This window comes from Sphingobium nicotianae, from assembly GCF_018603885.1.
Taxonomy (GTDB): domain Bacteria; phylum Pseudomonadota; class Alphaproteobacteria; order Sphingomonadales; family Sphingomonadaceae; genus Sphingobium; species Sphingobium nicotianae.
In genome coordinates this window covers 109,925-133,801 of sequence record NZ_JAHGAW010000003.1, presented here as the reverse complement: position 1 = coordinate 133,801, position 23,877 = coordinate 109,925, and the positions used below count along the sequence as shown (strand labels likewise).

Annotated in this window: 25 protein-coding genes and 1 tRNA gene; 14 read left to right on the top strand and 12 right to left on the bottom strand. The window is 65.1% G+C overall.

Features of this window, described 5'->3' with window-relative positions; genetic code table 11:
* Positions 1-2: 2 nt before the first annotated feature.
* Positions 3-929, bottom strand: a complete 927-nt coding sequence (locus KK488_RS05150) for an amidohydrolase family protein (protein WP_214622078.1) — start codon at positions 927-929, stop codon at positions 3-5.
* 205 nt (positions 930-1,134) lie between these two features.
* Here KK488_RS05150 and KK488_RS05145 point away from each other — a divergent pair, with 205 nt between their 5' ends.
* The 5 genes from KK488_RS05145 (at position 1,135) to KK488_RS21265 (ending at position 6,600) form a co-directional block, all read left to right on the top strand.
* Positions 1,135-2,034 carry a cupin domain-containing protein gene (locus tag KK488_RS05145; protein WP_214622077.1) on the top strand — a complete coding sequence of 300 codons (900 nt, stop codon included), beginning with the start codon at positions 1,135-1,137 and terminating at the stop codon, positions 2,032-2,034.
* A 63-nt stretch (positions 2,035-2,097) separates the two neighbouring features.
* Positions 2,098-2,832: an HpcH/HpaI aldolase family protein gene (locus KK488_RS05140; RefSeq protein WP_214622076.1), complete on the top strand. Its 735-nt coding sequence runs from the start codon at positions 2,098-2,100 to the stop codon at positions 2,830-2,832.
* Between the two features lie 219 nt (positions 2,833-3,051).
* Complete coding sequence (locus KK488_RS05135; protein WP_214622075.1) at positions 3,052-3,783, top strand: response regulator; 732 nt, start codon at positions 3,052-3,054, stop codon at positions 3,781-3,783.
* Positions 3,780-5,519 carry a sensor histidine kinase gene (locus KK488_RS05130; RefSeq protein ID WP_214622074.1) on the top strand — a complete coding sequence of 580 codons (1,740 nt, stop codon included), beginning with the start codon at positions 3,780-3,782 and terminating at the stop codon, positions 5,517-5,519. Before KK488_RS05135 ends, KK488_RS05130 begins: the two co-directional genes overlap by 4 nt.
* 10 nt (positions 5,520-5,529) lie before the next feature.
* Entirely contained in the window at positions 5,530-6,600 is a 1,071-nt protein-coding gene (locus KK488_RS21265) for a lectin-like domain-containing protein (protein WP_250890098.1), read from the top strand.
* 143 nt (positions 6,601-6,743) lie between these two features.
* On the opposite strand, the gene KK488_RS05120 is transcribed toward KK488_RS21265, so the two are convergent.
* Both KK488_RS05120 and KK488_RS05115 read right to left on the bottom strand, forming a co-directional pair.
* Positions 6,744-7,037: a hypothetical protein gene (locus tag KK488_RS05120; RefSeq protein ID WP_214622073.1), complete on the bottom strand. Its 294-nt coding sequence runs from the start codon at positions 7,035-7,037 to the stop codon at positions 6,744-6,746.
* 411 nt (positions 7,038-7,448) lie between these two features.
* Positions 7,449-7,540 (bottom strand) — tRNA-Ser (locus tag KK488_RS05115).
* 540 nt (positions 7,541-8,080) lie between these two features.
* Between KK488_RS05115 and KK488_RS05110 the strand changes: the two genes are divergently transcribed.
* From KK488_RS05110 to KK488_RS05095, 4 genes are all read left to right on the top strand, one after another.
* Positions 8,081-9,103: a M23 family metallopeptidase gene (locus KK488_RS05110; protein ID WP_214622072.1), complete on the top strand. Its 1,023-nt coding sequence runs from the start codon at positions 8,081-8,083 to the stop codon at positions 9,101-9,103.
* Entirely contained in the window at positions 9,087-9,461 is a 375-nt protein-coding gene (locus KK488_RS05105) for a bactofilin family protein (protein WP_250890097.1), read from the top strand. The genes KK488_RS05110 and KK488_RS05105 overlap by 17 nt, the downstream gene beginning before the upstream one ends.
* A 113-nt stretch (positions 9,462-9,574) precedes the next feature.
* Positions 9,575-11,119 (top strand): flavin monoamine oxidase family protein, encoded by a 1,545-nt coding sequence (locus KK488_RS05100; RefSeq protein WP_214622070.1) that lies wholly within the window; start codon positions 9,575-9,577, stop codon positions 11,117-11,119.
* A gap of 57 nt (positions 11,120-11,176) precedes the next feature.
* On the top strand, positions 11,177-11,398 hold the full coding sequence (locus tag KK488_RS05095) for a KTSC domain-containing protein (protein WP_214622069.1): 222 nt from the start codon (positions 11,177-11,179) through the stop codon (positions 11,396-11,398).
* Here KK488_RS05095 and KK488_RS05090 read toward each other — a convergent pair.
* Together KK488_RS05090 and KK488_RS05085 are read right to left on the bottom strand one after the other, a co-directional pair.
* Positions 11,395-11,943 (bottom strand): GNAT family N-acetyltransferase, encoded by a 549-nt coding sequence (locus KK488_RS05090; RefSeq protein WP_214622068.1) that lies wholly within the window; start codon positions 11,941-11,943, stop codon positions 11,395-11,397. The two genes, KK488_RS05095 and KK488_RS05090, sit on opposite strands and share 4 nt — an antisense overlap.
* A 7-nt stretch (positions 11,944-11,950) precedes the next feature.
* A complete protein-coding gene (locus KK488_RS05085) occupies positions 11,951-13,531 on the bottom strand; it encodes a peptide chain release factor 3 (protein WP_214622067.1) in 1,581 nt (526 codons plus the stop codon).
* An 88-nt stretch (positions 13,532-13,619) separates the two neighbouring features.
* Between KK488_RS05085 and KK488_RS05080 the strand changes: the two genes are divergently transcribed.
* Positions 13,620-14,300: a hypothetical protein gene (locus KK488_RS05080; RefSeq protein ID WP_214622066.1), complete on the top strand. Its 681-nt coding sequence runs from the start codon at positions 13,620-13,622 to the stop codon at positions 14,298-14,300.
* Here KK488_RS05080 and KK488_RS05075 read toward each other — a convergent pair.
* Complete coding sequence (locus tag KK488_RS05075) at positions 14,281-15,150, bottom strand: aldose 1-epimerase family protein (RefSeq protein WP_214622065.1); 870 nt, start codon at positions 15,148-15,150, stop codon at positions 14,281-14,283. The two genes, KK488_RS05080 and KK488_RS05075, sit on opposite strands and share 20 nt — an antisense overlap.
* A gap of 154 nt (positions 15,151-15,304) precedes the next feature.
* On the opposite strand from KK488_RS05075, the gene KK488_RS05070 reads away from it, so the two are divergent.
* Entirely contained in the window at positions 15,305-15,607 is a 303-nt protein-coding gene (locus KK488_RS05070) for a hypothetical protein (protein ID WP_214622064.1), read from the top strand.
* Between the two features lie 74 nt (positions 15,608-15,681).
* A complete protein-coding gene (locus KK488_RS05065; RefSeq protein WP_214622063.1) occupies positions 15,682-16,230 on the top strand; it encodes a hypothetical protein in 549 nt (182 codons plus the stop codon).
* A gap of 165 nt (positions 16,231-16,395) precedes the next feature.
* On the opposite strand, the gene pheT is transcribed toward KK488_RS05065, so the two are convergent.
* From pheT to rpmI, 5 genes are all read right to left on the bottom strand, one after another.
* Positions 16,396-18,798 (bottom strand): phenylalanine--tRNA ligase subunit beta, encoded by a 2,403-nt coding sequence (gene pheT / locus KK488_RS05060; RefSeq protein WP_214622062.1) that lies wholly within the window; start codon positions 18,796-18,798, stop codon positions 16,396-16,398.
* Positions 18,795-19,892, bottom strand: coding sequence for a phenylalanine--tRNA ligase subunit alpha (gene pheS / locus KK488_RS05055; protein ID WP_214622061.1), 1,098 nt, complete (start codon positions 19,890-19,892; stop codon positions 18,795-18,797). Before pheS ends, pheT begins: the two co-directional genes overlap by 4 nt.
* Before the next feature lie 94 nt (positions 19,893-19,986).
* Positions 19,987-20,604 carry a LysE family translocator gene (locus tag KK488_RS05050; protein WP_214622060.1) on the bottom strand — a complete coding sequence of 206 codons (618 nt, stop codon included), beginning with the start codon at positions 20,602-20,604 and terminating at the stop codon, positions 19,987-19,989.
* 119 nt (positions 20,605-20,723) lie between these two features.
* Positions 20,724-21,086: a 50S ribosomal protein L20 gene (rplT, locus tag KK488_RS05045; protein ID WP_214622059.1), complete on the bottom strand. Its 363-nt coding sequence runs from the start codon at positions 21,084-21,086 to the stop codon at positions 20,724-20,726.
* Positions 21,087-21,098: 12 nt separating this feature from the next.
* A complete protein-coding gene (gene rpmI, locus KK488_RS05040; RefSeq protein ID WP_007711873.1) occupies positions 21,099-21,302 on the bottom strand; it encodes a 50S ribosomal protein L35 in 204 nt (67 codons plus the stop codon).
* Positions 21,303-21,580: 278 nt separating this feature from the next.
* Here rpmI and KK488_RS05035 point away from each other — a divergent pair, with 278 nt between their 5' ends.
* Both KK488_RS05035 and KK488_RS05030 read left to right on the top strand, forming a co-directional pair.
* Positions 21,581-22,375 (top strand): universal stress protein, encoded by a 795-nt coding sequence (locus KK488_RS05035; RefSeq protein ID WP_214622058.1) that lies wholly within the window; start codon positions 21,581-21,583, stop codon positions 22,373-22,375.
* A 269-nt stretch (positions 22,376-22,644) separates the two neighbouring features.
* Positions 22,645-23,211 carry a nitroreductase family protein gene (locus KK488_RS05030; protein WP_214622057.1) on the top strand — a complete coding sequence of 189 codons (567 nt, stop codon included), beginning with the start codon at positions 22,645-22,647 and terminating at the stop codon, positions 23,209-23,211.
* Between the two features lie 96 nt (positions 23,212-23,307).
* Here KK488_RS05030 and KK488_RS05025 read toward each other — a convergent pair whose 3' ends face one another.
* The gene (locus KK488_RS05025) at positions 23,308-23,868 is read right to left on the bottom strand and encodes a YkgJ family cysteine cluster protein (protein ID WP_214622056.1); all 561 of its coding nucleotides are present in this window, start codon (positions 23,866-23,868) and stop codon (positions 23,308-23,310) included.
* Between the last annotated feature and the right edge of the window lie 9 nt (positions 23,869-23,877).

Below are 23,877 nucleotides of genomic sequence, written 5' to 3'. Positions count from 1 at the left end.
AGTCAGCCGGTCCAGCCGGTGAGGATGCGGCGACCCGTGTCGTGCAGGACTTTCCGGCGCTCCTCCGCCGTCAGCAGGACTGTGGAATCGACGGCGCGGGACAGCATTTCCCGGTACGTGCCGGACGAGGTTCCGATGTCCGATCCCCACATGATCTTGTCGGCGCCATAGAAGTCGACCGCGCGGCGCAGCACGTCTTCCGGCTTCACGCCTTGCTCGCGGATGACGTCCATATTCAGGCAGGTGAACTTGTAACTGATATTGTCCCTGGCGGCGAGGCCGTCATAGCGGGAATCGATGCCGAAGTCGGGATCGGTGACGACCGGGCCATAGAGATGTTCGAGCACGATGCGCAGCCTGGGAAAACGGTCGGCATAATCCTCGATGACGTGCATCGTCTCGCGCCAGTCGTCTTTTGGTCCCTCGATGTCGACGACCAGGTCGAGTTCCTCTGCAGTCTGCCAGACAGTGGCGGCTTCGGGCGAGCCGAGCCAGCCGGCGACATCCCAGATATTGGCCGGAAAGAAGCGGATGCCGATGATCTCGCGCTTCGCGCCTTCCCGCATCAGAGGCAGGGTCTGCTCCTCGGTGGGATCGACGATGATGATCGCGCGCATCTTGCCCGGAAAAAGATCCGCTGCGTCCATGATGTAGCTGTTGTCGGTGCCATAGATGCGCCCTTTCTGGACGGCCGCTATCCCGACGACGCCTTCCGCGTCCATCCAACCGCTCATCTGTTCGGCGGTCGGCTTCTCGTTCACCGGATCAGGGCCGTGCATGCCGCCGGGAGCGCCCACGGTGCCCGGCGTCGCGACTCTCTTCTTTCCGTCCGGGCGCTGCAGGTAGGGGATGTTCTTGCGCGGATAGCGGACGCCATCGGCGGAAACGAGATGGGCGTGCGTATCGTAGATCGGCTGGGTTTGAGGCATCGCATACTCTCCCACTTTCAGGCCAGATATATAACATGATAATTATGTGGATGCGGTTGCTCCGTCAATCGGATTGGTGCTATTTTCGTTGAAAATCGTCGACTCAACGGAAAGGTCGGCCTTAGTAAATATATTTATCATGTTATATTTCGACGGGTGCGGCGTGGCCTTCCCGACACGCCGGCCGCTTCAGGAGAGGATGAAGATGAACGCCGAGACCGAACGCGCGAAGCCCCAGGAATTCAGGAAAGAGGACATTGGCGGTAATGCTCAGATGGAGAGCTACGGCCTCTATTATAGCGAGCAACCGGTCGAGGCCGACGCCAATGGCAAGAGCTGGTACACACGCAATCAGACCCTGATCGTGAATTATATCGAAGCGGCGCCGGGCGCGGTCTTCGCGCGTCAGGGTCAGGTGGACGAATATATGGTGATGGTCCCTGACGAGAACACGCCCTACAAGGTCAGCACCTTGGGCGAAACCGGCCAGGGGGCGGGTCATCAGGTCATCATCATGCCGCCCGGCGACAGCGAGATCAGCCTGCCAGAAGGCGGGCGGATCGTGCGGCTGTTCACGACGCGGTCGGACGACCTCAAAGCCAAATGCGCCAATGCCGATGCCTATGCCGAGCCGCATTCCGATGTTGCGCCCTTCAAGCCCTGGCCCGCGCCGTCATCGGGCTACAAGCTGCGCATCTATGATCTCTGGAAGGAGCGAAAGGGCGGCTTCTGGGGTGCGCTGCGCTGCTCGACGATGATGATCAGTTTTCCGCCGCCGGTGCTCGAGGCGCGCGATCGAAGCAGAATGTCGCCGCACAGCCACGCCGATTTCGATCAATGTTCGCTGCTGCTGCAAGGGTCCGTGATCCACCACATGCGCTGGATGTGGGGCCTTGATCTCAATGAATGGCGCGAGGATGTGCACGCGCTTGTCCATTCGCCCTCGGCGATGATGATTCCCGCGCAGGTGATCCACACGACCGAGCGGCTCGGCAGCACGCGCATGGGTGACGTCTTCGCGCCGCCCCGGCTCGATTTCGCGATGCGGGAAGGCTTCTTCGCGAATGCCGACGAATATCCGCTACCCGAAGAGGCAACCGCCTGATCATATCGATGTGCCGGATGGCTTGAGCGAGTTCTGCCTGCCCCAAACACCGGAGTTGCGTCCATGAGCGATGCCTCGCGTCCGAACCCTCGCGATTTTCGCAAGCGCCTGCTTGCATGCGAGCCGCTGCTCGGAACCTTTCTGAAGACGCCGACCTCCCATCATACCGAGATTCTGGGCTCGATCGGCTTCGATTTCGTCATGCTCGACGAGGAGCATGCTCCCTGGGGTCGTCGCGATCTCCAGGCGGGCTTCCTGGCGGGACGGGCCTTCGGCACGGCGGGTTTCGTCCGGATTTCGCGGCCCGATGCGGCCAGCATTCTGCAGGTGCTGGACAGCGGCGCGATCGGCATCATGGTGCCGCACGTGTCGAGCGCGAAGATGGCACGCAACATCGCCTCCTGGGCACGCTATCGCGCCGGCGACTATGGCAAGCGGGGCGCCGACGATCATTATGATTTCACAGACAGCCTCACCACCGTCATCGCCGTGATCGAAGACTGCGAAGCGCTTGACCGGATCGACGAGATCATGGCGGTCGACGGCATCGACGCCTTCTTCATCGGCCGGGGCGATCTAGGCCTTTCGCTCAGCAATCGCTTGGGTCCGAAGCCCACGGTGGAGGAGGTCACCCTGAACGTGTTTCAGGGTCCGTCGCGCGATCGAGATCAGGGTTATCGAACAAGATGGATGCTGAAACAAGTTCAGCATGACGCGTTTTTTTGGGAGTGTCTGCTAACCACGACTTTTCAGCCATCCGGCGTCGATTGTCAGCGCTTAAGAGCGGACAATCATTGAAGCGGGAATTTGTCCACGCAGCCTAGTTTGAATGACCGGCGTCGGGGAATTAAACCATCTGCTCACCTTGGGGGCTGATCCTTAGTAAATATCGACTGAAATACCCGCGAATTGGGGATTGTTATTGTTCAACACCGGGTCGATCAAGCAGGCGGGCTATCCGCATTGATATTTCGGTGACCGATCCGCAAGATTCGGACTGCGTGGGCGAACTAGCTAATGGGTCTGACGCTGGAAATGGCTGTGACCCGCCCGAACGTGGGCTGCGCAACCCGGTGTGGGCGAAAGGGTGACGGCGAGGTGCAAGCAAAAGTCGTGATCGTCGAGGATGATCCGCGGATCGCCGCGCACGTCGCCCATGGAGTGACCGCTCATCGCGGCCTGTCCCTGCTCGGAACGGCTGGCTCGCTCGCCGAGGCACGCGCGCTGCTCGACCATGATGCTGATTTGTTCATCCTCGATCTTGGCCTTCCCGATGGCAACGGGATCGACCTGATCGCGGAGATTCGTGCCCGGCGCGGCCCGGAGCCGAAGATTCTGGTCTTGTCCGTTCTGGGCGATCAGACGACGGTATTGGCGGCGGTGCTGGCCGGCGCGGACGGCTATCTGCTGAAAGACCTCGACCGCCTCGACATCGGCCAGCAGGCGGCCGCTGCGCTGTCCGGCGGGGCGCCGCTCTCGCCCAGCATCGCCGCCTATGTGCTGCGTTACCTGCGCGGCCAGCAGGAACAACCGAAGCCGGACGACGAGGATCCCGACCTGTCGCCTCGTGAGTACGAGTTGCTCCAGTTGCTGGCGCGCGGCCAGAGCAACCGGCAGGCGGCGGAGGCGCTGTCGCTGTCGCCGCACACGGTCGGCGATCATGTGAAGTCGATCTACCGCAAGCTCGGGGTGAGCAGCCGGGGCGAGGCGATGGTGCGCGCCTTTCGGAGCGGATTGCTACGCCCATGACGGTGACGCTCCGGCGGTGGGGATGGCGCCGCGCGCTCGCGACCGTGCTGGGTGCGCAATTGCTGTTCTGGAGCTTCTATGCCCTGATAGTGCTGGGCTTTCATCCGGCGGTGGCGTGGGGCGACTATCGTTTGCCGGCGGGGCGTGCCGGGCTGGCGTCCACGAATGGTCCGACTGGCGCCTGGGCAGCTGGCCTTTCAGAGCCGGCGGTGCTGCATATCCCAGGCTGGCAGCCCGCCATCCTTTATCCAGCACACATGACGCTCCTCTCGCCCTCCGAGCGGAGCGCGGCGGGAGGGGCATGGTCGCTCACTTGCCTGCGCTCGCCCTGCGGGGCGACGGACGCGGTCTATGCGGGCCCGTATGACCGGATCGGCAAGGCGGCCGGCTGGGAGCGGTTCCAGCGTTTCGACATGGTCTGGCTGGCCATCGCCGTTGAAGGGCTGCTCGGCATGGCCCTGCTCGTGCTGCTGCCCCTCAGCCGCTTTTCCCGGCTCCAGACCATCACCGGCCTGTTCATGATCCTGGTGAGCGCGGATGCCTGGTTCACCGCCTTCGGAGCGGATGCGCTGCCCTACGCCTGGTTCCCCCTGCTGCGCTATGGCGTGGAATATCTGATGCTGGCGACGGTGGCGCTGACCGTGAACGCCTTTGCCGGCTGGCAGGCGCGAGCGGCACGGATCGCGCTCGCCTGCTCCGCGATCGCCTTCACTGTGTTGATCGCCGCCATGCTGGTGCGTGGCGATGTTGCGCCCGTCGTCCCCTTGCTCGACGCCACTGCGCTCGCTTTGCTGTCCGCCTATGGGATTGCTGCCCTGCTGCGGATGAGCCTCGCCGCGCCCGGCCCGGCGATCCGGGTGATGGCTATCCTGCTGGTCGGCATCACCTCGACCGTTTGGGATCTCCTTATCCATCCGGCGCCCTCCGGCCCCATGTTGCAAGCCTCGGTGCTGACGCCGACCTTGACCACCTTCCTCATCCTGTTTGAACTCGCCCTCCAGGGCCGCCAGCTCAGCCGGGAGGCCGACGAAGCACGCACCGATCTGGAACGGCAGGTGCTGGAACAGGATGCGAGCCTGCTGCGCTCGTCCAGCCTGCTGCGACATCAGGAACGGCGGATCGCGATCGACGCCGAACGCCAGCGCCTGTTGCGGGACATGCACGACGGCGTGGGTGGCATACTGACCCATCTGCTGCTCGACACTCGCGAGGGGCGCCTTACACACGCGGAGATCGGGGAGGCGCTGCAATCGGCGGTCGACGACCTGCGGAACATGGCCAGCGCGTTCGACGCCGCCGACGAGCCGATCGACGAGGCACTGGCGATGTTCCGTGAACGCATGTGGGTCCGGCTGGCCCGATCGGGCATCGCCTTTGACTGGCGCTGCCAGCTCGCCTCTCCTGCGCCGCGTCTCGATGCCCCGCGGCTGCTCAGCCTTTACCGGCTGCTGCAGGAGGGGATCGCCAACACACTGCGCCACGGCCAAGCGACGCGGATCGCGCTCATGGCGGAGCCCGCGGACGGTGATCGCCTCCTCGTGACGCTCTCGGACAACGGCGTGGGCTTCGATCCCCTCGATGCCAGGGGCTCTCCGGGTGAGGGACGCGGCCTCACCAACATGCAGCGCCGCGCCACGCAGATGGGCGGTGATCTGCGCATCGAAAGCGCGCCGGGACAAGGGGTCCGGCTGGCCCTCGCTGTCCCGATAGAAGACAGCTGGAAGCGAAAATCGTGAAAATTTATCAATGATTAACCACGGCAATCCCCGGAACCGGGGATTGCTGGATATGGCGCGAAACAGCCATGATACCTCCCGACACGCCGCGAAGAGGGCTTCGTGGCCGAAACAGTGGGAGAATGAAATGCGGTTCGATGCGAAGGGATGCCGGACGAGCCTGTTGGCGCTCGGGATTGGCGGGTTGATGGCGACGTCGGCGCATGCGGAGATATTCTCCTACGCGGGCTTCGCCGATACAACGGGACTGCAGCTCAACGGCGAGGCCACCGCGGTGGATATCGCGGGTCGTACCGTGATGCAGCTTACGCCGCCCAAGGGTAACTCCGGTGGTTCCATGTTCAGTGCGGGGGCCATCGCGCTGACCAACGACTACAGCTTCAGCACCCGCTTCACCCTTAACATCAATTCCAATCATCTCACTCAATATGGCGAAATCGGAGCGGACGGCATCGCTTTCGTCATCCAGACCTTGTCCAATAACGTCGGCGGCCTTGGCGGCGGCCTGGGCTATGCCGGCATCACCCCAAGCATCGAGGTTGAATTCGATCCCTACAGCAATGGCGGCTTTGATCCCCGCTTGCCCGGCAACGGCGCCCTCAACGGGAACGATCACATCGCAATCATGGAGAATGGCGACCCGGCGAACCATCTGGCCTACGCGATCGTGTCGCCCACACTGGAGCTTGACGGCGGCCAGGACATCACCGCATTCGTCGACTATAACGGCGCCACCGATCTGATGGAGGTGCGCTGGTCCACGAACGGCCTGCGACCCAATGATGCCGGCCTCAGCTATTCGATTGATCTGGCGAGCCTGTTCGGCACGGATCAGGTCTTTGTCGGTTTCACGGCCAGCACGGGCGCGGACTGGAGCGCGCAGGATATTGTGGACTGGACGTTCACCGACAATTACGCCCCGATCACGACGCCTCCGACCGGGACCAATCCGCCCGGGTCGCCCCAACCCGGCGCCGTGCCGGAGCCCGCGACCTGGGCGATGATGATTGCCGGCTTCGGCGCCGTGGGCGCGGTCACGCGCCGGAAGCGCCGTCAGACGGTCCGTTATAGCCTCGGTTGAATCGACCCATTATCCGTAAGGCGAAGCTGGAGGAGAGGGCCTGTTGCGCTCTCCTCCAGCTGTCCGTTCGTGGCAAAAGGTGGCGTCGATCGCTAGCCACTCGATGTCGGGATCATCAAACACCGCCTCGAAGATCCGGTCGATCACCACTTACTCAACCCCGTGACGATAGCGTCGCTTGGTCGCTCGACAGGAACCGAACGGCCCAGGCAGGTCACGCCGACATAGCGGTCATCTAAGTACCGGGGGGCGCCAAAGTCGGTTATCGCCTGCTGTCGGCAAACGGTGAGGCTTTGGACGCGGATCCTATCTCTGTGTGATAGCCGGGGGTGGAATTCCCACCATCCGGCCATCTGGCCAGCGTAGGTGCTGAGGGTGTTGCGCCACTGTTGGCGGTGTTTTGCATTTTTGAAGCCTTCTTCGATGTCGTCGATCATCTGCGCTGCGAACGCACCGAAAGGTCAGCTCCCGCTTTGAGCCTCGCTTGCGCCAATGTAACGTCCAGGAATGAGCCAATATCCATTTCGTGTCGCTTGCCGTTTAGGAGTGCATGAAGAACCATGACCGTGTCCCAGCATCACGGACTCGAAGGTAAGCCCGCCGCCGTCGGAATAGAAGCCCGGCTTCGAAAACGCCTTTATCTGATTCGCGTTGAGTTTGTTTCGCGTTCGCATTGGCGCGTTGGTCGTCGTTGTTAGCGCGATTGAGCGACGCCAGTCACAAATAGCATTGCGGTTGCACGCGATTTATCGCGAACGATGGCGATCGCGATCCAGCTAGATTTTGCTGAAAATCCGCTGAAACCTCCGATCGAGCGTGTTTCTGGGAGTTCGCCGAAGAGCAGGATCTGGCGGAGACGGAGGGATTCGAACCCTCGGTGCCGAATTCTCAGCACGACGGTTTAGCAAACCGTTGGTTTCAGCCACTCACCCACGTCTCCGCGCACCGACGGGCAGTGGCAGCCCGCTCGGCAGAAGGCGGCCTATAACGGGGCAAGGGAAGCATGGCAACGTCCGTATCGGCTTCAAGGACATCGGGCGAGGCAGGGTCCGCGCACGGTTCAGTGGCGCCCGATTGCGCATGACATCAATTGGAAGACCGAGGTGCAAAGCCCGCAAAAGGCCCGTTTCCGGAGTGCCAGCCGGCAACGGGTCGGCCGCGACTCGGAGTTCTCGGCGATTCGACGGGAATCTCGAGAACCAAGGCAGAACACGATGCCACGCCACGTCAGGCCCACTCGACTCGTCCCATCGTGCCTTCGATTCGTCGCGGGGTTCCAGGCGCCGATTCGCCCGGGGGGAACCCATCTGTTAGCGCCGGGAACTCAAAACATAACGCATATAAGAGCAATCGGGTGGCATCTTCCAAACCACGACCCGGAGGGGTGGTCGCATATCTGTTGTCTCTGGCGCCTGAGCGAGAGATCTTCCTCCGCACTGGCGGACATGTGCGATTCCTCCGGATTTCGACACGTTTTCAAATGATCGTCGCAGGCATGGCTGCGGCGGTGCTGCTGCTATGGGCGGCCGGCACGCTGGCGATGCTGTGGAGTCAGGCGAGCCTGCTGTTCGAGCGCAACAGGGTCGCGCGCGACCGCGCGGCGATCAGCTCGCGGGAGGCGCAGGTGAAGGCCTATCACGGCGACGTCGACGCGATCGCGCGCGATATCGAGCGGCGTCAGGCGGCGATCGAGCAGATACTGGACGCCAATCCCTCCGCAACGATCGCGGCACAGCCAGCGCCCGCCAAGGCCGATGCCAAGGGCAAGCCGCTTACCGCCGCTTCGCCGGAGATTGGTCGGCTCGACAAGCTGCGCCAGCGCCAGTTCGCGCTGGAGCGCGCGATTACGAGCGCCGCACGGGTGCGCCTCGCCAAGGTCGAGAAGGCGATCCGCAGCTTCGGCCTCAATCCCGCCGCGCTGAACAGCAATATGGACGGGCAGGGCGGCCCCTTCGTCCCCGCATCGAGCGCCATCGCCGCCGAACCGGCGCTGCGTGATCTGGCGCTGTTGCTGACACGGCTCAACGCGATGGAAACGACGCTGGCTGCGATCCCCTCCGGCCGGCCGACCGCCGCACCGATGGAGACCAGCTCCTATGGCTATCGGCGCGATCCGTTCAACGGCCAGCTCGCCTTTCACGCCGGCCTCGATTTCCGTGGCGCTTATGGTCAGCCAATCCTGGCCGCGGCGCCGGGCCGGATAAGCTATGTCGGGCCGCGCCAGGGTTATGGCAATGTCGTGGAAGTCGATCATGGCAAGGGGCTCATGACTCGCTATGCGCATCTCTCCGGCTATGGTGTGCATGTCGGGCAGGACGTCAGGCGCGGCGAGGCGATCGCCCGCATGGGCTCAACCGGCCGCTCGACCGGCACGCATCTGCATTTCGAAGTGCGGGTCAACGGCGCGGCGGTCAACCCGCGCCCCTTTCTGGAGGCAAGGCAGGATGTTCTCGAGGTCCAGAAACTCGCCAAGCGGCGCACCCCCGATGGCTACCGGGGCTAAACACACGCCCTTTTCGATCATCGGCGGTGACGTCGTGATCACGGGCAATGTCGAGGCCAGCGTGGACCTGCATATCGACGGACGGATCGAGGGCGATCTCTCCTGCGCGGCGCTCGTCCAGGGGCCGGACAGCGCGATCCACGGCCACGTCACAGCCAGGAGCGCGCGCATCGGTGGCCTGATCGAAGGCTCGATCACCGCCGAGGAGCTGATCGTCGAGGCCAGCGCGCGGATCACAGGCGAGGTCACCTATGACGTGATCAGCATCGCCACCGGCGGCCAGATCGACGGCCGGATGAGCCATATGGGCGGAGCGCGCGCGGCTGAGCTCAAACTGGTCAAGAGCGATGCGAGCTAGGTTGCGCCGGATGGGGCTGCGTGCGCGCCCGGTCGTGATCGGGCCGCCTGCTGCCTCATTTCGTCGCCATCCGCCGGACGCTATGCTCCCCACCTTGTCTGGGAGGGCTCGTCATGCATGGTTCGACACTGGTTCGCCGGGCGCTGGAGCATGCCCGCCGGGAGCTTCGTGAGCAGCAGGGTCTGGCTTCGCCGCGTCCGGGCCATGACGGGATCAGCCGCCGCGCGCTCATCAAAGCGATCGGCGCGGGCGCTGCAATGGCCGCCGCACCGGCTGTCGCGGCAGGCCCCAAGCCGCGCAGCGTAGCGATCGTCGGCAGCGGCCTCGCCGGACTGGTCGCGCTCGACAAGCTGGTAGAGGCAGGCATCGAGGCGCGCCTCTACGAGGGACGCAACCGGGTTGGCGGGCGGGTGTTCACCGTTCCCGACGCGAACAACCCGGGCGGCTGGATCGAAATCGGGGGCCAGCTGGTTAACAGCGATCATGCCGACATGCTGGCGCTGGCCAAGCGGTTCGACATTCCACTGATCGACCGTAAGGCGATGCCTGGGCGCGAAGTGCTGCTGCGCGACAAGCGAATTCTCGACGACAAGGCGTTCGCGGCGGCGCTCATGCCCATCGCCGGGCAGATCGCGGCCGACAGCGAGCGGCTCGATTCCGAGCCGGACAAGGCCATCGCCGAGCTCGATACGATTTCGGTCGCGGCCTATCTCGACAAGCATGCCGCGCTGCTCCTCGATCCGGTGGTGCGGCAGCTGCTGGAACAGACGATCCGCACCGAGTTCGGTGCCGAGCCGCGTGAGGCGAGCGCCGTCCAGCTCATCTTCAACCTGCCGACCGTCGATGGCGAAGCCTACGAGATTCTCGGCAAGAGCGACGAGCATTATGTGCTCGCCGGCGGTTCGGGGCGGATCCCGGCGGCGCTTGCCAAGCTGCATGCCGACAGGATCGAGCTCAACCGCCGGCTGGTCTCGATCTCGCGCGGGCCGGGCGGCGTGACATTGCGGTTCGATCGCGGTGCCCCGGTCACCGCCGACCGCGTGATCCTGACGGTGCCCGCGCCCGTGCTCGGCACCCTGCCGCATGGTGGGCTTTTCTCGCCCAAATGGGCCGCCTTCGCTAGGGAGGTCCGTCTCGGCCGCTGCGCCAAGCTCAACGCGCCCTATCGCTCGCGTCCTTGGGCGCAGAGCGCGATGGGGCCGGCCGGCTCGACATGGGACCTGAGCAAGGGCGCGACCTTTGCCGAGGTGTGGGAATGCACCATGGGTCAGACCGGCTCTGGCGGTACGCTCACCTGGTATCTCGGCGGCGATCAAGTCAATGCCGCGCGCGATCGGCTCGGCCTGCGCGCCAGCGTCGAAGCTGCGGTCGGCGGCGCGATGGGCGACCCGGCGGGCGCCGCGCTGCCGAACAGCCTTGTCACCGGCTGGCTCGACGATCCCTTCACGCGCGGCGCCTACACCAATTTCCGGCCGGGCCAGTTCATCAAATATGGCGGCCAGCTTTGGCTGGAGGAGCAGGGCGTCGCCAAGCAGATCGCGCGATCGGGACCGATCTTCTTTGCCGGTGAGCATGTGTCCGATGCCTGGCCCGGCTTCATGAACGGCGGCGCGCAGACCGGCCGGCTGGCGGCGCAGGCGATCATCGACGGGATTTAGCGTGGGGTCGTCAAGCGATGCCTGGAAACCAGCGCCGGCGCGCCGCGTTTGCCTGTCATGCCCTCCACAGTCATCCACAGCTATCAATATGATCCGGCCGCCTGTCGTCTCGACATCCGCTTCGTCAGCGGCGAGACTTACAGCTATTTCGACGTGCCGCAGCGGATCGTAGCAGGACTGGCCCGCGCCATCTCCAAGGGACGGTATTTCCAGAGTCATATTCGCGACCGGTTCGCCTATCGTCGCGACCGGACTGGGCAAGCTCGGGCGGCTTCCTAAGAAGCGTCAAAGCTCGGCCGGGATCCCTGCTGCGCTATCCAGACGATGGTTGGCCATCGATTGGACATGTGGTCAACGAAGACATAGTCCCTTTCCGGAGCGCGAAGCAGAGTAAGTCGTGCAACGACCGCCTGCGATCTCCGGTTGTCCGGCGCCGTCATAGCCAGAATCTCGGTGCCTGGCAGATGCATCGCCGCATGAGCCAGTGCTGCCCCGGCACTCTCCGTCGCATAGCCATGGCCCCAGGCGGAGCGAATGAATCGCCAGCCTATTTCATAGTGGGGACCGAGCGGATGATCGGGATCGGGGCGCGGCATGACGCCGGCATAGCCAAGAAACCTGCCGTCGCGGTCCTCGACGGCCCAGCGCGAAATGCCGCGTTCCTGCTGTGCCGCGCGATACAGGCGCAGCTTGGTGTCGCTCTGCTCCTGCGTGATAGGCCCGCCCAGATCGGCCATCACGACCGGATCGGCATTCATGGCCGCGAACGCGCCGCGATGCGTGTCGGACCAGGGCACCAATCGCAGGCGCTCTGTCCGAAGCATCGGTACGCTATCGCTCCTTGGTCGCGCTGAAGGCGATGTCCGGATTGCGCTCGGACTGGTAGCCGACATCCCAGGCGGAGCGCGCGAGGAACACCGGATTGCCGTCCCGGTCCTTGGCCATGTTCGAGCGGTTGATACCCGAGAAGTCGTCGAGCTTGCGCGCCTCGCCGGAGAGCCAGCGGGCCGTGTCGAACGGCGCCGGCTCCAACACCGCCTCCACCTTGTATTCCGCCTCCAGCCGCGAGATCAGAACTTCGAGCTGGAGCTGGCCGACCACGCCGATGATCCACTGACTGCCGATCTCGGGATAGAAGACCTGGATGACGCCCTCCTCGGAAAGGTCGTCGAGCGCCTTGCGCAGCTGCTTGGTCTTGGTCGGATCCTTGAGCGCGATGCGGCGCAGGATTTCCGGCGCGAAATTCGGCAGGCCGGTGAAGCGCACGTCCGCCTTTTCGGAGAGGCTGTCGCCGACCCGCAGGGTGCCGTGATTTGGGATGCCGATGATGTCGCCGGGGAAAGCCTCATCGGCAATCTCGCGGTCCTGTGCGAAGAAAAGGATCGGCGAATGGACCGCCATCGGCTTGCCGGTGCCGCTCGGCGTCAGCTTCATGCCGCGTTTGAACCTGCCCGAGCAGAGCCGCATGAAGGCGATGCGGTCGCGATGCTGCGGGTCCATATTGGCTTGCACCTTGAAGATGAAGCCGGTGACGTCGCCGCGCTCGGGTTCGACCGGCGCCGGCTCGGCCGGCTGGGGGCGCGGCGGCGGCGCGTACCTCGCCAATGCCTCGATCAGTTCACCGACGCCGAAGCGCTTGAGTGCCGAGCCGAAATAGACTGGCGTCAGGTCGCCATGGCGATAGGCATTGAGATCGAAGCTCGCATAGCCGCCCTGCGCCAGCTCTGCCTCATCGCGCAGCTTGGCGAGGCCATGGGCGGAGAGGGCCGCGGCGAGCTTGGGATCGTCTAGGCCGGCGAATTGCTGGAAGCTGTCGTCAAACTCGCGGCTCGGCCCGTGCGGCTGGAACAGCCGGTTGGTCGCGAAGTCGTAAATGCCCTCGAACTCACCGCCCATGCCGACCGGCCAGCTCATCGGGCAGACGTCGAGAGCCAGTTTGTCCGCCACCTCGTCGAGCAGCTCGAAGGGATTGCGGCCCTCGCGATCGACCTTGTTGACGAAGGTGATGATCGGCACCGAGCGCAGGCGGCACACCTCGAACAGCTTGAGCGTCTGTGGCTCGATGCCCTTGGCCGCGTCGATCACCATGACGGCGCTGTCGACGGCAGTCAGCGTCCGGTAGGTATCCTCAGAGAAGTCCTCGTGGCCCGGCGTGTCGAGCAGGTTGAAGGTGATGATGCTGCCGTCCGCCTGCGGTCGTTCGAAGGTCATGACCGACGAGGTCACCGAGATGCCGCGCTGCTGCTCGATCTTCATCCAGTCCGAGCGTGCGCGCCGGTTGGCACCGCGCGCCTTGACCTCGCCGGCGAGATGGATGGCGCCGCCGGCGAGCAGCAGCTTCTCGGTAAGAGTCGTCTTTCCCGCGTCGGGATGCGATATAATTGCGAAGGTGCGGCGCTCTGGAGTCGTCATTGGGTGACCGGTGCTGGATCGTTGGGAAGCGCGCTGCGTTACTCGGTTCAGCGCGATGAAAGTCGGGCCCCTATAGGGAAAACGGAGGATGAACCGCAAGCTGATCGAATCTCCGGCCAATCGTGCCCGCTGGCGAGCCGGTCGCCGCGGTGGTTGCCTCGTCGCCGGTATGATCTTGGCGGTCACGCATGGCTCGCTGGCGGCGCAGGAAGGTTCTTCCGATCCCTATTGGCCGCCGCCGCGCCTGCCCTATCGCTATCCGGCGCCCACGCCTTCGCCGACGCCCTCTCCCACCTCGTCCCAGCAACAGCCGCAAGCGCAGCCGCCGAGCGTCGACCGGACCGACGATGCGCTCGACAAGGCCGGCAAGATCGCGATCCAGCCGGCGCGCGATGTCGGCATCAGCAAGTCGAGCATACCGCTGGTGCTGCAGGAGGCGGTGAAGGATCCTTATGCGCCGCTACATCGGCAGAATTGCGCCTGGGTCGATTATGAGCTTGCCCGGCTCAATCAGGCGCTGGGCGCCGATTTCGACGCCAACCAGAAGGCCAATGAGGACAAGGCGACCCAGATCGCGCTGGCCGGCGGCGAGATGGTCGTCAACTCGCTGATCCCTTTCCGCAGCCTGGTGCGCGAGATTTCAGGCGCCGCGCCCGCGGACCGGCGCAAGACCGCGGCCGTCAATGCCGGCCTCGCGCGGCGCGGCTATGTCCGCGGGATCGGTGTCGTGCTGAACTGTCCCGCGCGGATCACGACGGCGTCAAAGTGACCCGCATCCAGTGCGTCACGCTTTCGCCCGCGCCAAGGCGGTGGATGCCGGGCTTGTTCCATATCTCGCCCGCGAAGCCCTGCGGATCGGCGATGCCGTCCCATGGCTCGATGCAAACATAGGTCGCGCCGGGCTTGGTCCAGATGCCGAGGCTCGGCATCTCACTCCAGTCGACGCGCAAATTCGGGCCGCCTGGCACGCCATAGAGGCAGCCGCGGCTGCGCGGATGGCGCCAGATCAGCGCGTCCTGTGCGAAGATATCGTCGTTGAGCGCCAGCATGCGGCCGTCGACCGGGCTCGGCCTGTCGTCCGTCGCGATGAGCCCCGTGCTGTCGAGCAGGCAGAGCGTGTCCGGCTCCGCCGCGTCAAACAGGATGCGATGGTCGGTGCGCGGCAGCCCATAAGGCAGCGGCCAGGCGAAGGCGGGATGATAGCCCATACTGACCGGCATGTCCGCCTCGCCGGCATTGGTAGCGCTGAGAGTCATCGTCAGGCTCGCGCCGTCGATGCTGAATTCGGCATCAAACTGGAACGCGAAAGGGTAAGCGACGCGAGTCGCCTCGTTGTCGGTGAGGCGGAAGAGTGCGCGATCGGGCTCTTGCGCGACGAGATCGAAGCTCTGGCGCCGCGCGACGCCATGCCGAGCCATGCTGTAGCGGAGCCCGTCGAGACGATAGCTGTCGTCCCGCAAGCCGCCGACGATCGGGAAGAGCAAGGGCGCGCGTCCCACCCAGATCGCCGGATCGCCATCGTGCAGGAGCCGCCTGCCCGTACCGTCACTCAGGCTCCACAGCTCGGCACCGAGCGGATTGATCGTCGCCGAGAGGCCATCGCCGGTGATGTCGATCATCGAATGGGTTCTCCTTCGCCTGCTATGGCGGGATATCGCCTTGGACCCTGCGCGCGCAACCGATCATCGGTTCCTGCTTCCGGATGCTGGCCTTGGGCATTCCGACGCGCTATCGGCGACCGGGCGGGATAATCTCCCGGCATCGGAGGATCGAATGGCCGACACCAAGACGCGGATGATCAGGGACGAGGTCCTGCACTATCTCGAGGAGGTCAGCGCGGATCGCAGCGACCAGCCTGAGCCGCCGTCGAGCTATTTCATGGCCAGCATCGAGCTGATGGCGATGAGCGTGTTCGAGCGCAACGGAACGCTCAGCAAATGGATGCATCGCCAGGGCCTCGATCCGCACATGGGTCCGGACGCGGTGCTCGGCGTCGCCATGATGCTCATCCTCGACGCCAAGAAGAATCCCCGCCCGGCTCCGCTCGCCGACGACGAGATCGAGGACGATCACTAGGCGCGGGACATCGCGCGGAACCATCCGCTCGTCCCGCTGGTTACAAGAGTAGTCAGCCGCGCGAGGAAACCGCCATGTCGTTCCGTCCGATCATCCTGCTCGCCGCGTTGAGCCTGAACGGCGCCGTCTCCGCACAGGAGCGGACCGAGCAGCCGAAAAAGGAAGAGGCGCCGCAGAAGGAAGACGATACGCTGAAGAAAGCGGGTCATATCGTCACCCAACCGGGCCGCGATGTCGGCATCGACAAGGCCAAGGTGCCGCCCATTCTCGCCGCCGCCGTCAAGCAGCCTTACGCCGATCCCGGCAAGGGCTGCCGGCCGGTGGTCGCGGCGATCGGCGAATTGAACGCGGTGATCGGGCCGGACTTCGGCAGCAACAGCGCCGAGAATGAGAACAAGTTTGGCAAGCTGGCCGCTGCGGGCGGCGAGGCCGTGGTCAATTCGCTCATCCCGTTCCGCGGACTGGTGCGCGAGGTGAGCGGCGCCGCCCCGGCCGACCGGCGTTTCGACGCGGCTGTCAATGCCGGCCTCGCCCGGCGCGGCTATTTGCACGGGCTGGCGGTCAGCCGCGGCTGCCGGCTGCCGGCGGGCGGCACGGCGCCGATCCCGGGCAAGAAGCGCTAAATGATCGCTCATCCGGGGAAATCGAACCGCTCGTTATGTTCCGTTCGCCTTGAACTTTTCGAAGGGTGACCTTTTCTTATCGGCGTCTCAGGCAGAAGAACGGCCCTTCGACAAGCTCAGGGCGAACGGAGAATGTAACGGTTCTCGGGTTAAAACGGCCAGACGCTAACCCCGCAAGGACGCACCCACCTTGCCCGCCGCCGCGACGATGCGCTCGGCAATGCCCTTCAGTTCGTCGTCGGTGAAGCTCTTCTCGCCCGGCTGGAGCGTCACCTCGATGGCGAGGCTCTTGTGCCCCTCGGGCACGCCTTGTCCTGCGAAGACATCGAAGAGGCGTGCCTCGACGATGGCATTCCTGTCGGCGCCACGCACGGCCCGCACCAGCGCGTCACCTTCCAGCGCTTCGGGCACCAGGAAGGCGAAGTCACGCGTCACCGCCTGCAAGGCGGGTGGTGCATAAGGCGCGCGCATGAAACCGCTCTTCTTGCGCTGCGGAATGGCATCCAGATAGATTTCCGCGGCAACCACCGTACCATCCAGATCGAAGGCCCGGGCGAGGCGCGGGTGGAGCACGCCATAGGCCGCGACCACGGTCTTGGGACCGAGCCGCAGGGTGCCTGACTGACCGGGATGATAGGCATGGCCCGCGTCGCCCATCATTTGCAGCTTGGCGACCGGTGCATCAATGGCGGTCAGCAGGGCGAGAACTTCGGCCTTGGCGTCGAACGCGTCGAACGCCTTTGCCTTGCCATCCTGCCAGCCGCGCGGCTGCTTTTCGCCGGCCATTACCAGCCCGAGCGTCGGATGCTCGCTGCTGGAGCCGTCTGTGTCGCGGAAATAGCGTCGGCCGATCTCGAACAGGCGGACTGAGGCGGCGCCACGATCCGCATTGCGCCGCGCGGCGGACAATAGCCCGGCCAGCAAGGTCGGGCGCATGACCTTCATGTCCTCGCTGATCGGATTGGCCAAGGTCCAGTCGCCGCCGCCGAAGGGCGCGGCCTCGGCTTCCGAGATGAAGGACCAGTTGATCGCCTCGTTGAGGCCATGTGCGGCGGCGGCCCGGCGCGCCCGGCGCTCGACGAGCTGAAGCGGCGTCGCGGTCGGCCGGGCGACGCCGGGCGCGCGCGGCAGCGGCGTCGAGGGCACCTTGTCCAAGCCCTCGATACGCACGACTTCCTCGACGATGTCGGCCGTGCCGGCAATGTCGCGGCGCCAGCTCGGCGCGGTGACGGCCCAGGTCTCGCCGCTCTCGACCGTGAAGCCGAGCGATGCGAGGATCGCCTGCTGCCGGTCCGGCGCGACGCTGACGCCGGCGAGGCCCTCGACCATTTCGGGCAGATAACCGGTGACGATGTTGGGCTGTGTCGGCGGCGTGCCCGCGCGGGTCACCGCGCTGGCTTTGCCGCCGCACAGCGCAAGCACGAGCCGCGTCGCGATCGCCAGACCCTCGTCGAGGAAGGCGGGATCGACGCCGCGTTCGAAGCGCTGGCGCGCGTCCGAGGTGAGGGCAAGCGCCTGGCCGGTCTGGGCAATCGTCTCCGGCGTAAAATAGGCGCATTCGATGAGGACGTCGGTGGTGCCGTCCTGCGCGCCCGAATGCTCGCCGCCCATGATGCCGCCGATGTCGTGCACCGTCTCGGCGTCGGCGATGACGGTCATGGTCTCGGTCAGCGCGTAGGTCTTGCCGTTGAGCGCCAGCACCTGCTCGCCCGCCATCGCCTTGCGCGCGACGAGGCCGCCCTTGAGGCTCGCCATGTCATAGACGTGCAGCGGGCGGCCGAGGCCGATCATGATGAAGTTGGTGATGTCGACGAGCGCGCTGATCGGTTTCTGGCCGATCGCCTTGAGGCGGCGCTGCAGCCACTCCGGCGCCGGGCCGTTGCTGACGCTATGGACGCTCTGCGCATAGAAAGCGGGGCAGCCGTCCGGATCGTCCGTGCGCACGTCCGGTCCCGGCCCGTCCGGCGCGATCTGCGGCAGCATGGCGACGATGTCGTCGAGCGCGCGCAGGCGGCCGAGGCCCTTGGCGGCAAGATCGCGGGCAATGCCGCGTACACCCATGCAATCCTGCCGGTTGGGCGTAATCGAGACGTCGATGACTGGGTCGTCAAGCTGCGCATAGTCGGCGAAGGCCGTGCCGACTGGCGCGTCGGCCGGCAGCTCGATGATGCCCTCATGATCGTCGCCCAGCTCCAGCTCGCGGCTGGAGCACATCATACCGTTCGATTCGACACCGCGGATGGCGGCGACGCGCAGCACCATGCCGTTGGCGGGCACCGTCGTTCCGGGCGTGCCGAACACGCCGACCAGGCCCGCCCGCGCATTGGGCGCGCCGCAGACGACCTGCATCGGGCCGTCGCCCGCGTCGACGCTCAGCACCTGCAGTTTGTCGGCCTGCGGATGCGGCGCGGCGGTCAGCACCTTGGCGATCTTGAACCCAGCGAGCTTCTCGGCTGGATTCTCGACGCCTTCGACCTCCAGGCCGACATCGGTCAGGGCGACCAGAACCTCGTCAAGCGTGGCGTCGGTCTCAAGATGCTCCTTGAGCCAGGACAGGGTGAACTTCATGCGCCCACTCCCCCGCTCAGCGTGGGCACGTCCAGCGCCGAGAAGCCGTAGTGACGCAGCCAGCGCAGGTCCCCGTCGAAGAAGGCGCGCAGGTCGTTCATGCCATATTTGAGCATGGCGAGGCGATCGACGCCGATGCCGAAGGCGAAGCCCTGCCACTCCTGCGGATCGAGCCCGCAGGCACGGATGACATTGGGATGCACCATGCCAGAGCCGCCAAGCTCCATGAAGCCGTCATTGCCGCCCAGCACTCGCTGGCCGTTGACCAGCGAATAGCTGGCATCGAACTCCACCGAGGGCTCGGTGAAGGGGAAGAAGCTCGGCCGCAGGCGGATGGCAAGATCGTCGCGCTCGAAATAGGCCTTGAGGAAGGTCTCCAGCGTCCATTTGAGATGGCCAAGGGTGATGCCCTTGTCGATCACCAGCCCCTCGATCTGATGGAACATCGGCGTGTGCGTGGCGTCGCTGTCCGAGCGATAGACGCGTCCCGGCGCGATGATGCGGATCGGCGGCGCCTCGTTCATCATCGTGCGGATCTGCACCGGTGAGGTGTGGGTGCGCAGCAGCATGGCGGCCGGATTGCCGTCTCCGCCGGTGGCCCTCGCGTTGTCGCCGAAATAGAAGGTGTCATGCATAGCACGGGCGGGATGCGTCTCGGGAATGTTGAGCGCGGTGAAATTGCGCCAATCGTCCTCGATCTCCGGGCCGGTGGCGACGGAGAAGCCGAGGTCGGCGAAGATTTCGGCCAGCTCGTCCATCACCTGGCTGACCGGATGAACGCTGCCCTGCGGCACCGGTTGGGCCGGCAGGCTCATGTCGATCCGCTCGGCGGCGAGACGGGCATCGAGCGCTGCGCTCTCCAGCGCGGCCTTGCGCGCCGTGATCGCGGCGGTGACGCTCTCGCGCAGATCGTGGATCGCCGGGCCCTTGGCCTGGCGCTCCTCGGGCGTCATCGCGCCCAATGTCTTGAGCAGGCCGGTCACGACGCCGCTCTTGCCGAGTGCGCCGACCCGCAGCGCCTCGACCGCGTCCAGCGTGTCCGCCGTGGCGATGTCGGCCAGGAGGCCGTCTCTCAGGGATGTGATCTCGCTCATGGGCCGGTCCGCTAGCCTAATTCCCCGCAAACGAAAAGGGCGCCGGAGATATCACCAGCCCTCCTCGCGAATTGTTGCGCGGCGGCCGCGCCGGTCAGGCCCTGCTGCCGAGCAGGGCGCCGCCAAAGCCGACGAACAGGGCACCGGTCAGCCGGTTGAACAGCCGCTGGCGCGCGACCGGTCGCAGCCAGGCGGCCAACCGCATCCCGCCGAACGCATAGACGGCATACCAGAAGCTTTCGATAACCACGAAGCTCCCCACAAGGATCGCAAGTTGCGGTGCGAAGGCGCGCTGCGGATCGATGAACTGGGGGAAGAGCGCGGCGGCGAAGACGATCAGCTTCGGATTGCTGAGCCCGGTCAATAGGCCGGTGCCGAACAGGGTCCAGCCGCTGCGCGGGGACCCCGGCCCTTCGTCATCGGTCGAGATGCGCGCGCGCCACGCCCTGATACCGAGATAGATGAGATAGGCAACGCCCGCGTAGCGCAGCAGATCGAACAGGCGCGGCGCCGCCTTGAACAAGGCTCCGAGGCCGAGCGCGGAGGCGACCAGGCAGAGCAGCACGGCGCTCATCAGGCCGCACATGGTGGCGAGCGCGCGGCGCGGGCCGAAATGGATCGACTGGCTCATGACGTGCAGCATGTTCGGCCCCGGCGTGGCGGAGATCAGGAACACGGCCACCACATAGAGCGACCAGACATGCAGCGTCATTTCTATCCTCTTTCCTGCGATGCCCGGGCGGAGAGCCGCGGGCGCGAGAGCCGAAAACAAGAGCGGGCGCCGAAGCTGTCTGCCTCGGCGCCCGCCTGGATCACTTGGGTTGAAGACCCTTATGCCGCCGGGAGCGCCGCGCGCGCCTGCGCGATGATGCCCTTGAAGACATCGCCGTCGTTCATCGCGATGTCGGCCAGCACCTTGCGGTCGAGCTCGACGCCGGCCAGCTTCAGGCCGTGCATGAACACGCCATAGGTCAGGCCCTCGGCGCGGACGGCGGCATTGATGCGCTGGATCCACAGGCCGCGGAAGCTGCGCTTCTTAACCTTGCGGTCGCGATAGGCATACTGACCGGCCTTCTCGACGGCCTGGCGGGCGATGCGGATGGTGTTCTTGCGACGGCCATAATAGCCCTTCGCCTGCTCCAGAATCCGCTTGTGCTTGGCGCGTGTGGTTGTGCCGCGCTTGATACGTGCCATGTGCCCTACTCCTTACTTGAGGCCATAGGGCGCCCAGAGGCGCACATGAGCAACATCCGCGTCGGACAGCACGGAGGTGCCGCGGTTCTGGCGAATATATTTCGCGTTGTGGCTGATCAGGCGGTGGCGCTTGCCGGCGACACCATGCTTGACCTTGCCGGTGGCGGTGAATTTGAAGCGCTTCTTCACACCGCTCTTGGTCTTCATCTTGGGCATTTTCGTCTCCTTGTCTTTTGGCGCGGCGGCTCTTGCGAGCGCTCGCAGACGTTTGCGGACGAACACGGCAGCCCTACTGGCCGGCCCGTCCCTCTTGCTTTCCACGGATAACATGGAAGCGCGGCGCTATAGTCAGGCAGGGCGCCTGAGGCAAGTCCCAAGAATCCCCGCTTCCCGTGACGGCTTCCGTTTGACTCGGGTCAAGGAACAGGCGCCATAATGCGACACTATGAAAGAAGTTCGAAGAGGATGAGTCGGACGCGACAGGAGGCGTTGCCATGAAGACCGTGATGGTGCTGATCCATGATGATGTGTGTCAGGAGGCGCGGCTGCAATGTGCGCTGGATGTGGTGCGCGCCGTCGAGGGGCATCTCGTCTGCCTCGACGTCGTGCAGATGCCGGTCATCGCGGACGGGTTCGGCATTGGCGGCGCGCCGGGCGTCATGCTGCTGGATGAGCGCGAGAATGAGGACGGCAATGTCGATCGCCTCGAGCCTCGCCTCGCCAATGAAGGCGTCAGCTATGAATGGGCCCGGGTGCACAGCCAGTCGGATACGGCGATCACCGACAATGCGCGGCTCGTCGACCTGATCGTGGTCGGCAAGCGGGGCGTCGGCGAGATCGCCGAATCGGGTAGCGCCGCCTCGCGCCTTGCCGAGCTCACCTCGGCGCCGATCCTGCTGGTGCCGACCGAGCAGACCCGCGGCGTCGACCTCAGCGGCAAGGCGCTGGTGACCTGGGACGGCAGCGCGGCGGCCGATGCCGCGATTCGCGCCGCCGTGCCGCTGCTCAAGCTGGCCAGCGAGGTCGAAGTGCTGACGATCGGCGCGGGCGATGCGGATCCCGGCGATGTCGCGGCCTATCTCGACCGGCACGGCTGCAAGGTGACCGCGCGGATGGAGGCGAAGACCGGTGATGTGAGCGCGCAGTTGCTCGACGCATTGCGCACTTCCGGCGCCGCCTGGTGCGCGATGGGCAGCTATGGCCACAGCCGCCTGCGCGAGCAGCTCTTCGGCGGTGCGACCAAGACCTTGCTCGCCAAGGCGCCGATACCCCTGCTGCTCTCGCACTGATCGAGCCAGTCGATCAAGACTGCGCAATAATCTTGCGAAGTTCACGAAGGTCACGGTGCGGACAAGAATTAAAACATCGAAAAGGGGATAATCCGTCGACGCCTGCTGACGCGTGATCGAGAAAAGCGATTATTCACGGGTGAGAAAGAGCAGGCATGTCCTGCCATCGATCAGGCGCTGTAGGACAGGATTTTGTCATGGCGCTTGGCGGCGCCGGGGCGCAGCGGCTATCGGGGACGGCGACATCCTCGCCCATGGGAGCCGCCCGCATGACGCGCACCACCGACACCAAGCTGCATTCCCTGTTCCTCGATCGCTGGTCGCCGCGCGCCTTCGACGCAAGCGACATGCCGGACGAGGATCTCGATACGATCCTCGATGCCGCGCGCTTTGCGCCGTCCGCGATGAATCACCAGCCCTGGCGCCTGCTCTACGCCAAGCGCGGCGACGCCAACTGGGAGCGCTTCCTTTCCTATCTGGTGCCGGGCAACCGCGCCTGGGCGGAGAATGCCTCGGTGCTGATCTACATCGCCTCGGACAAATATATGGGCGAGCGGGCGAGCGGCACGCACAGCTTCGATGCCGGCGCGGCCTGGGGGCTGCTCGCCCTGCAGGCGACGATGCTGGGCTATCATAGCCACGGCATGGCCGGCGTGGACTACAAGGCCGCCGCCGAAGGGCTGGGCCTGCCGGACACGTTCAAGCTGGAAGCCGCGATCGCGCTCGGCCGCATGGGCGATCCCGACAGTCTCTCCGAAGCACTGCGCGCGCGCGAAGTGGTGAGCGGCCGCAAGGCGCGCGACGAGATTGCCTATCCGGGGAATTTCCGGGGGTGACAGGCCCGCGATTGATGGCTTTTCGATAAGCTCAGCCCGACCCTTCGACAGGCTCGGACGAACGGTTCCGGGTGTGAAATAACTAGAAATCGCCGCCTAGCCGTTCGCCCCGAAGATGGCATAGCGCTCGCGCCAGGCAGCGACCTCTTCAGCCAGATGCGCGGGGGCGGGCTCTCCCGAGATGATGAGCTGGGCGACGTCGTTGTCCGGGTGCATCAGCATCTTGCGCGACCCGTCGCTGAACCAGACCGGGATGAGCTGATCGCACAGGCTGTCGAGCACCTGCTGCGCCATGCCGTTCTGGATCGCGGCGCTGCCGGGAAGCATGCGGACGTTGATCGAGATGCTTTCGAGGCAATTGCTCGGCTCGCGCACGAAATTGATCGACACGAGCAGGCCGGACCGGTCCGGCCGGGCCGCTTCGGGCATCGCCGCAACCCGGCGCCAGGCGCAGAACCATGTGCGGCAGACATGCGGGCGAACCGCGTGGATGCTGCATCCCCGCGCCGTAAGATGCGTGCAGGGGGCGCCCGCCGGTTTCTTGAAGTCGGGCGTGTCGAGGGTGAGGACGGAGCAGCAGGTCGTGCAGTCGCCGCAGTCGCGGGTCGCGAGGACCGGGCCCAGCAGGACGGTTTCGAGATCTGACTCGGCATCCATGGGCAGCGC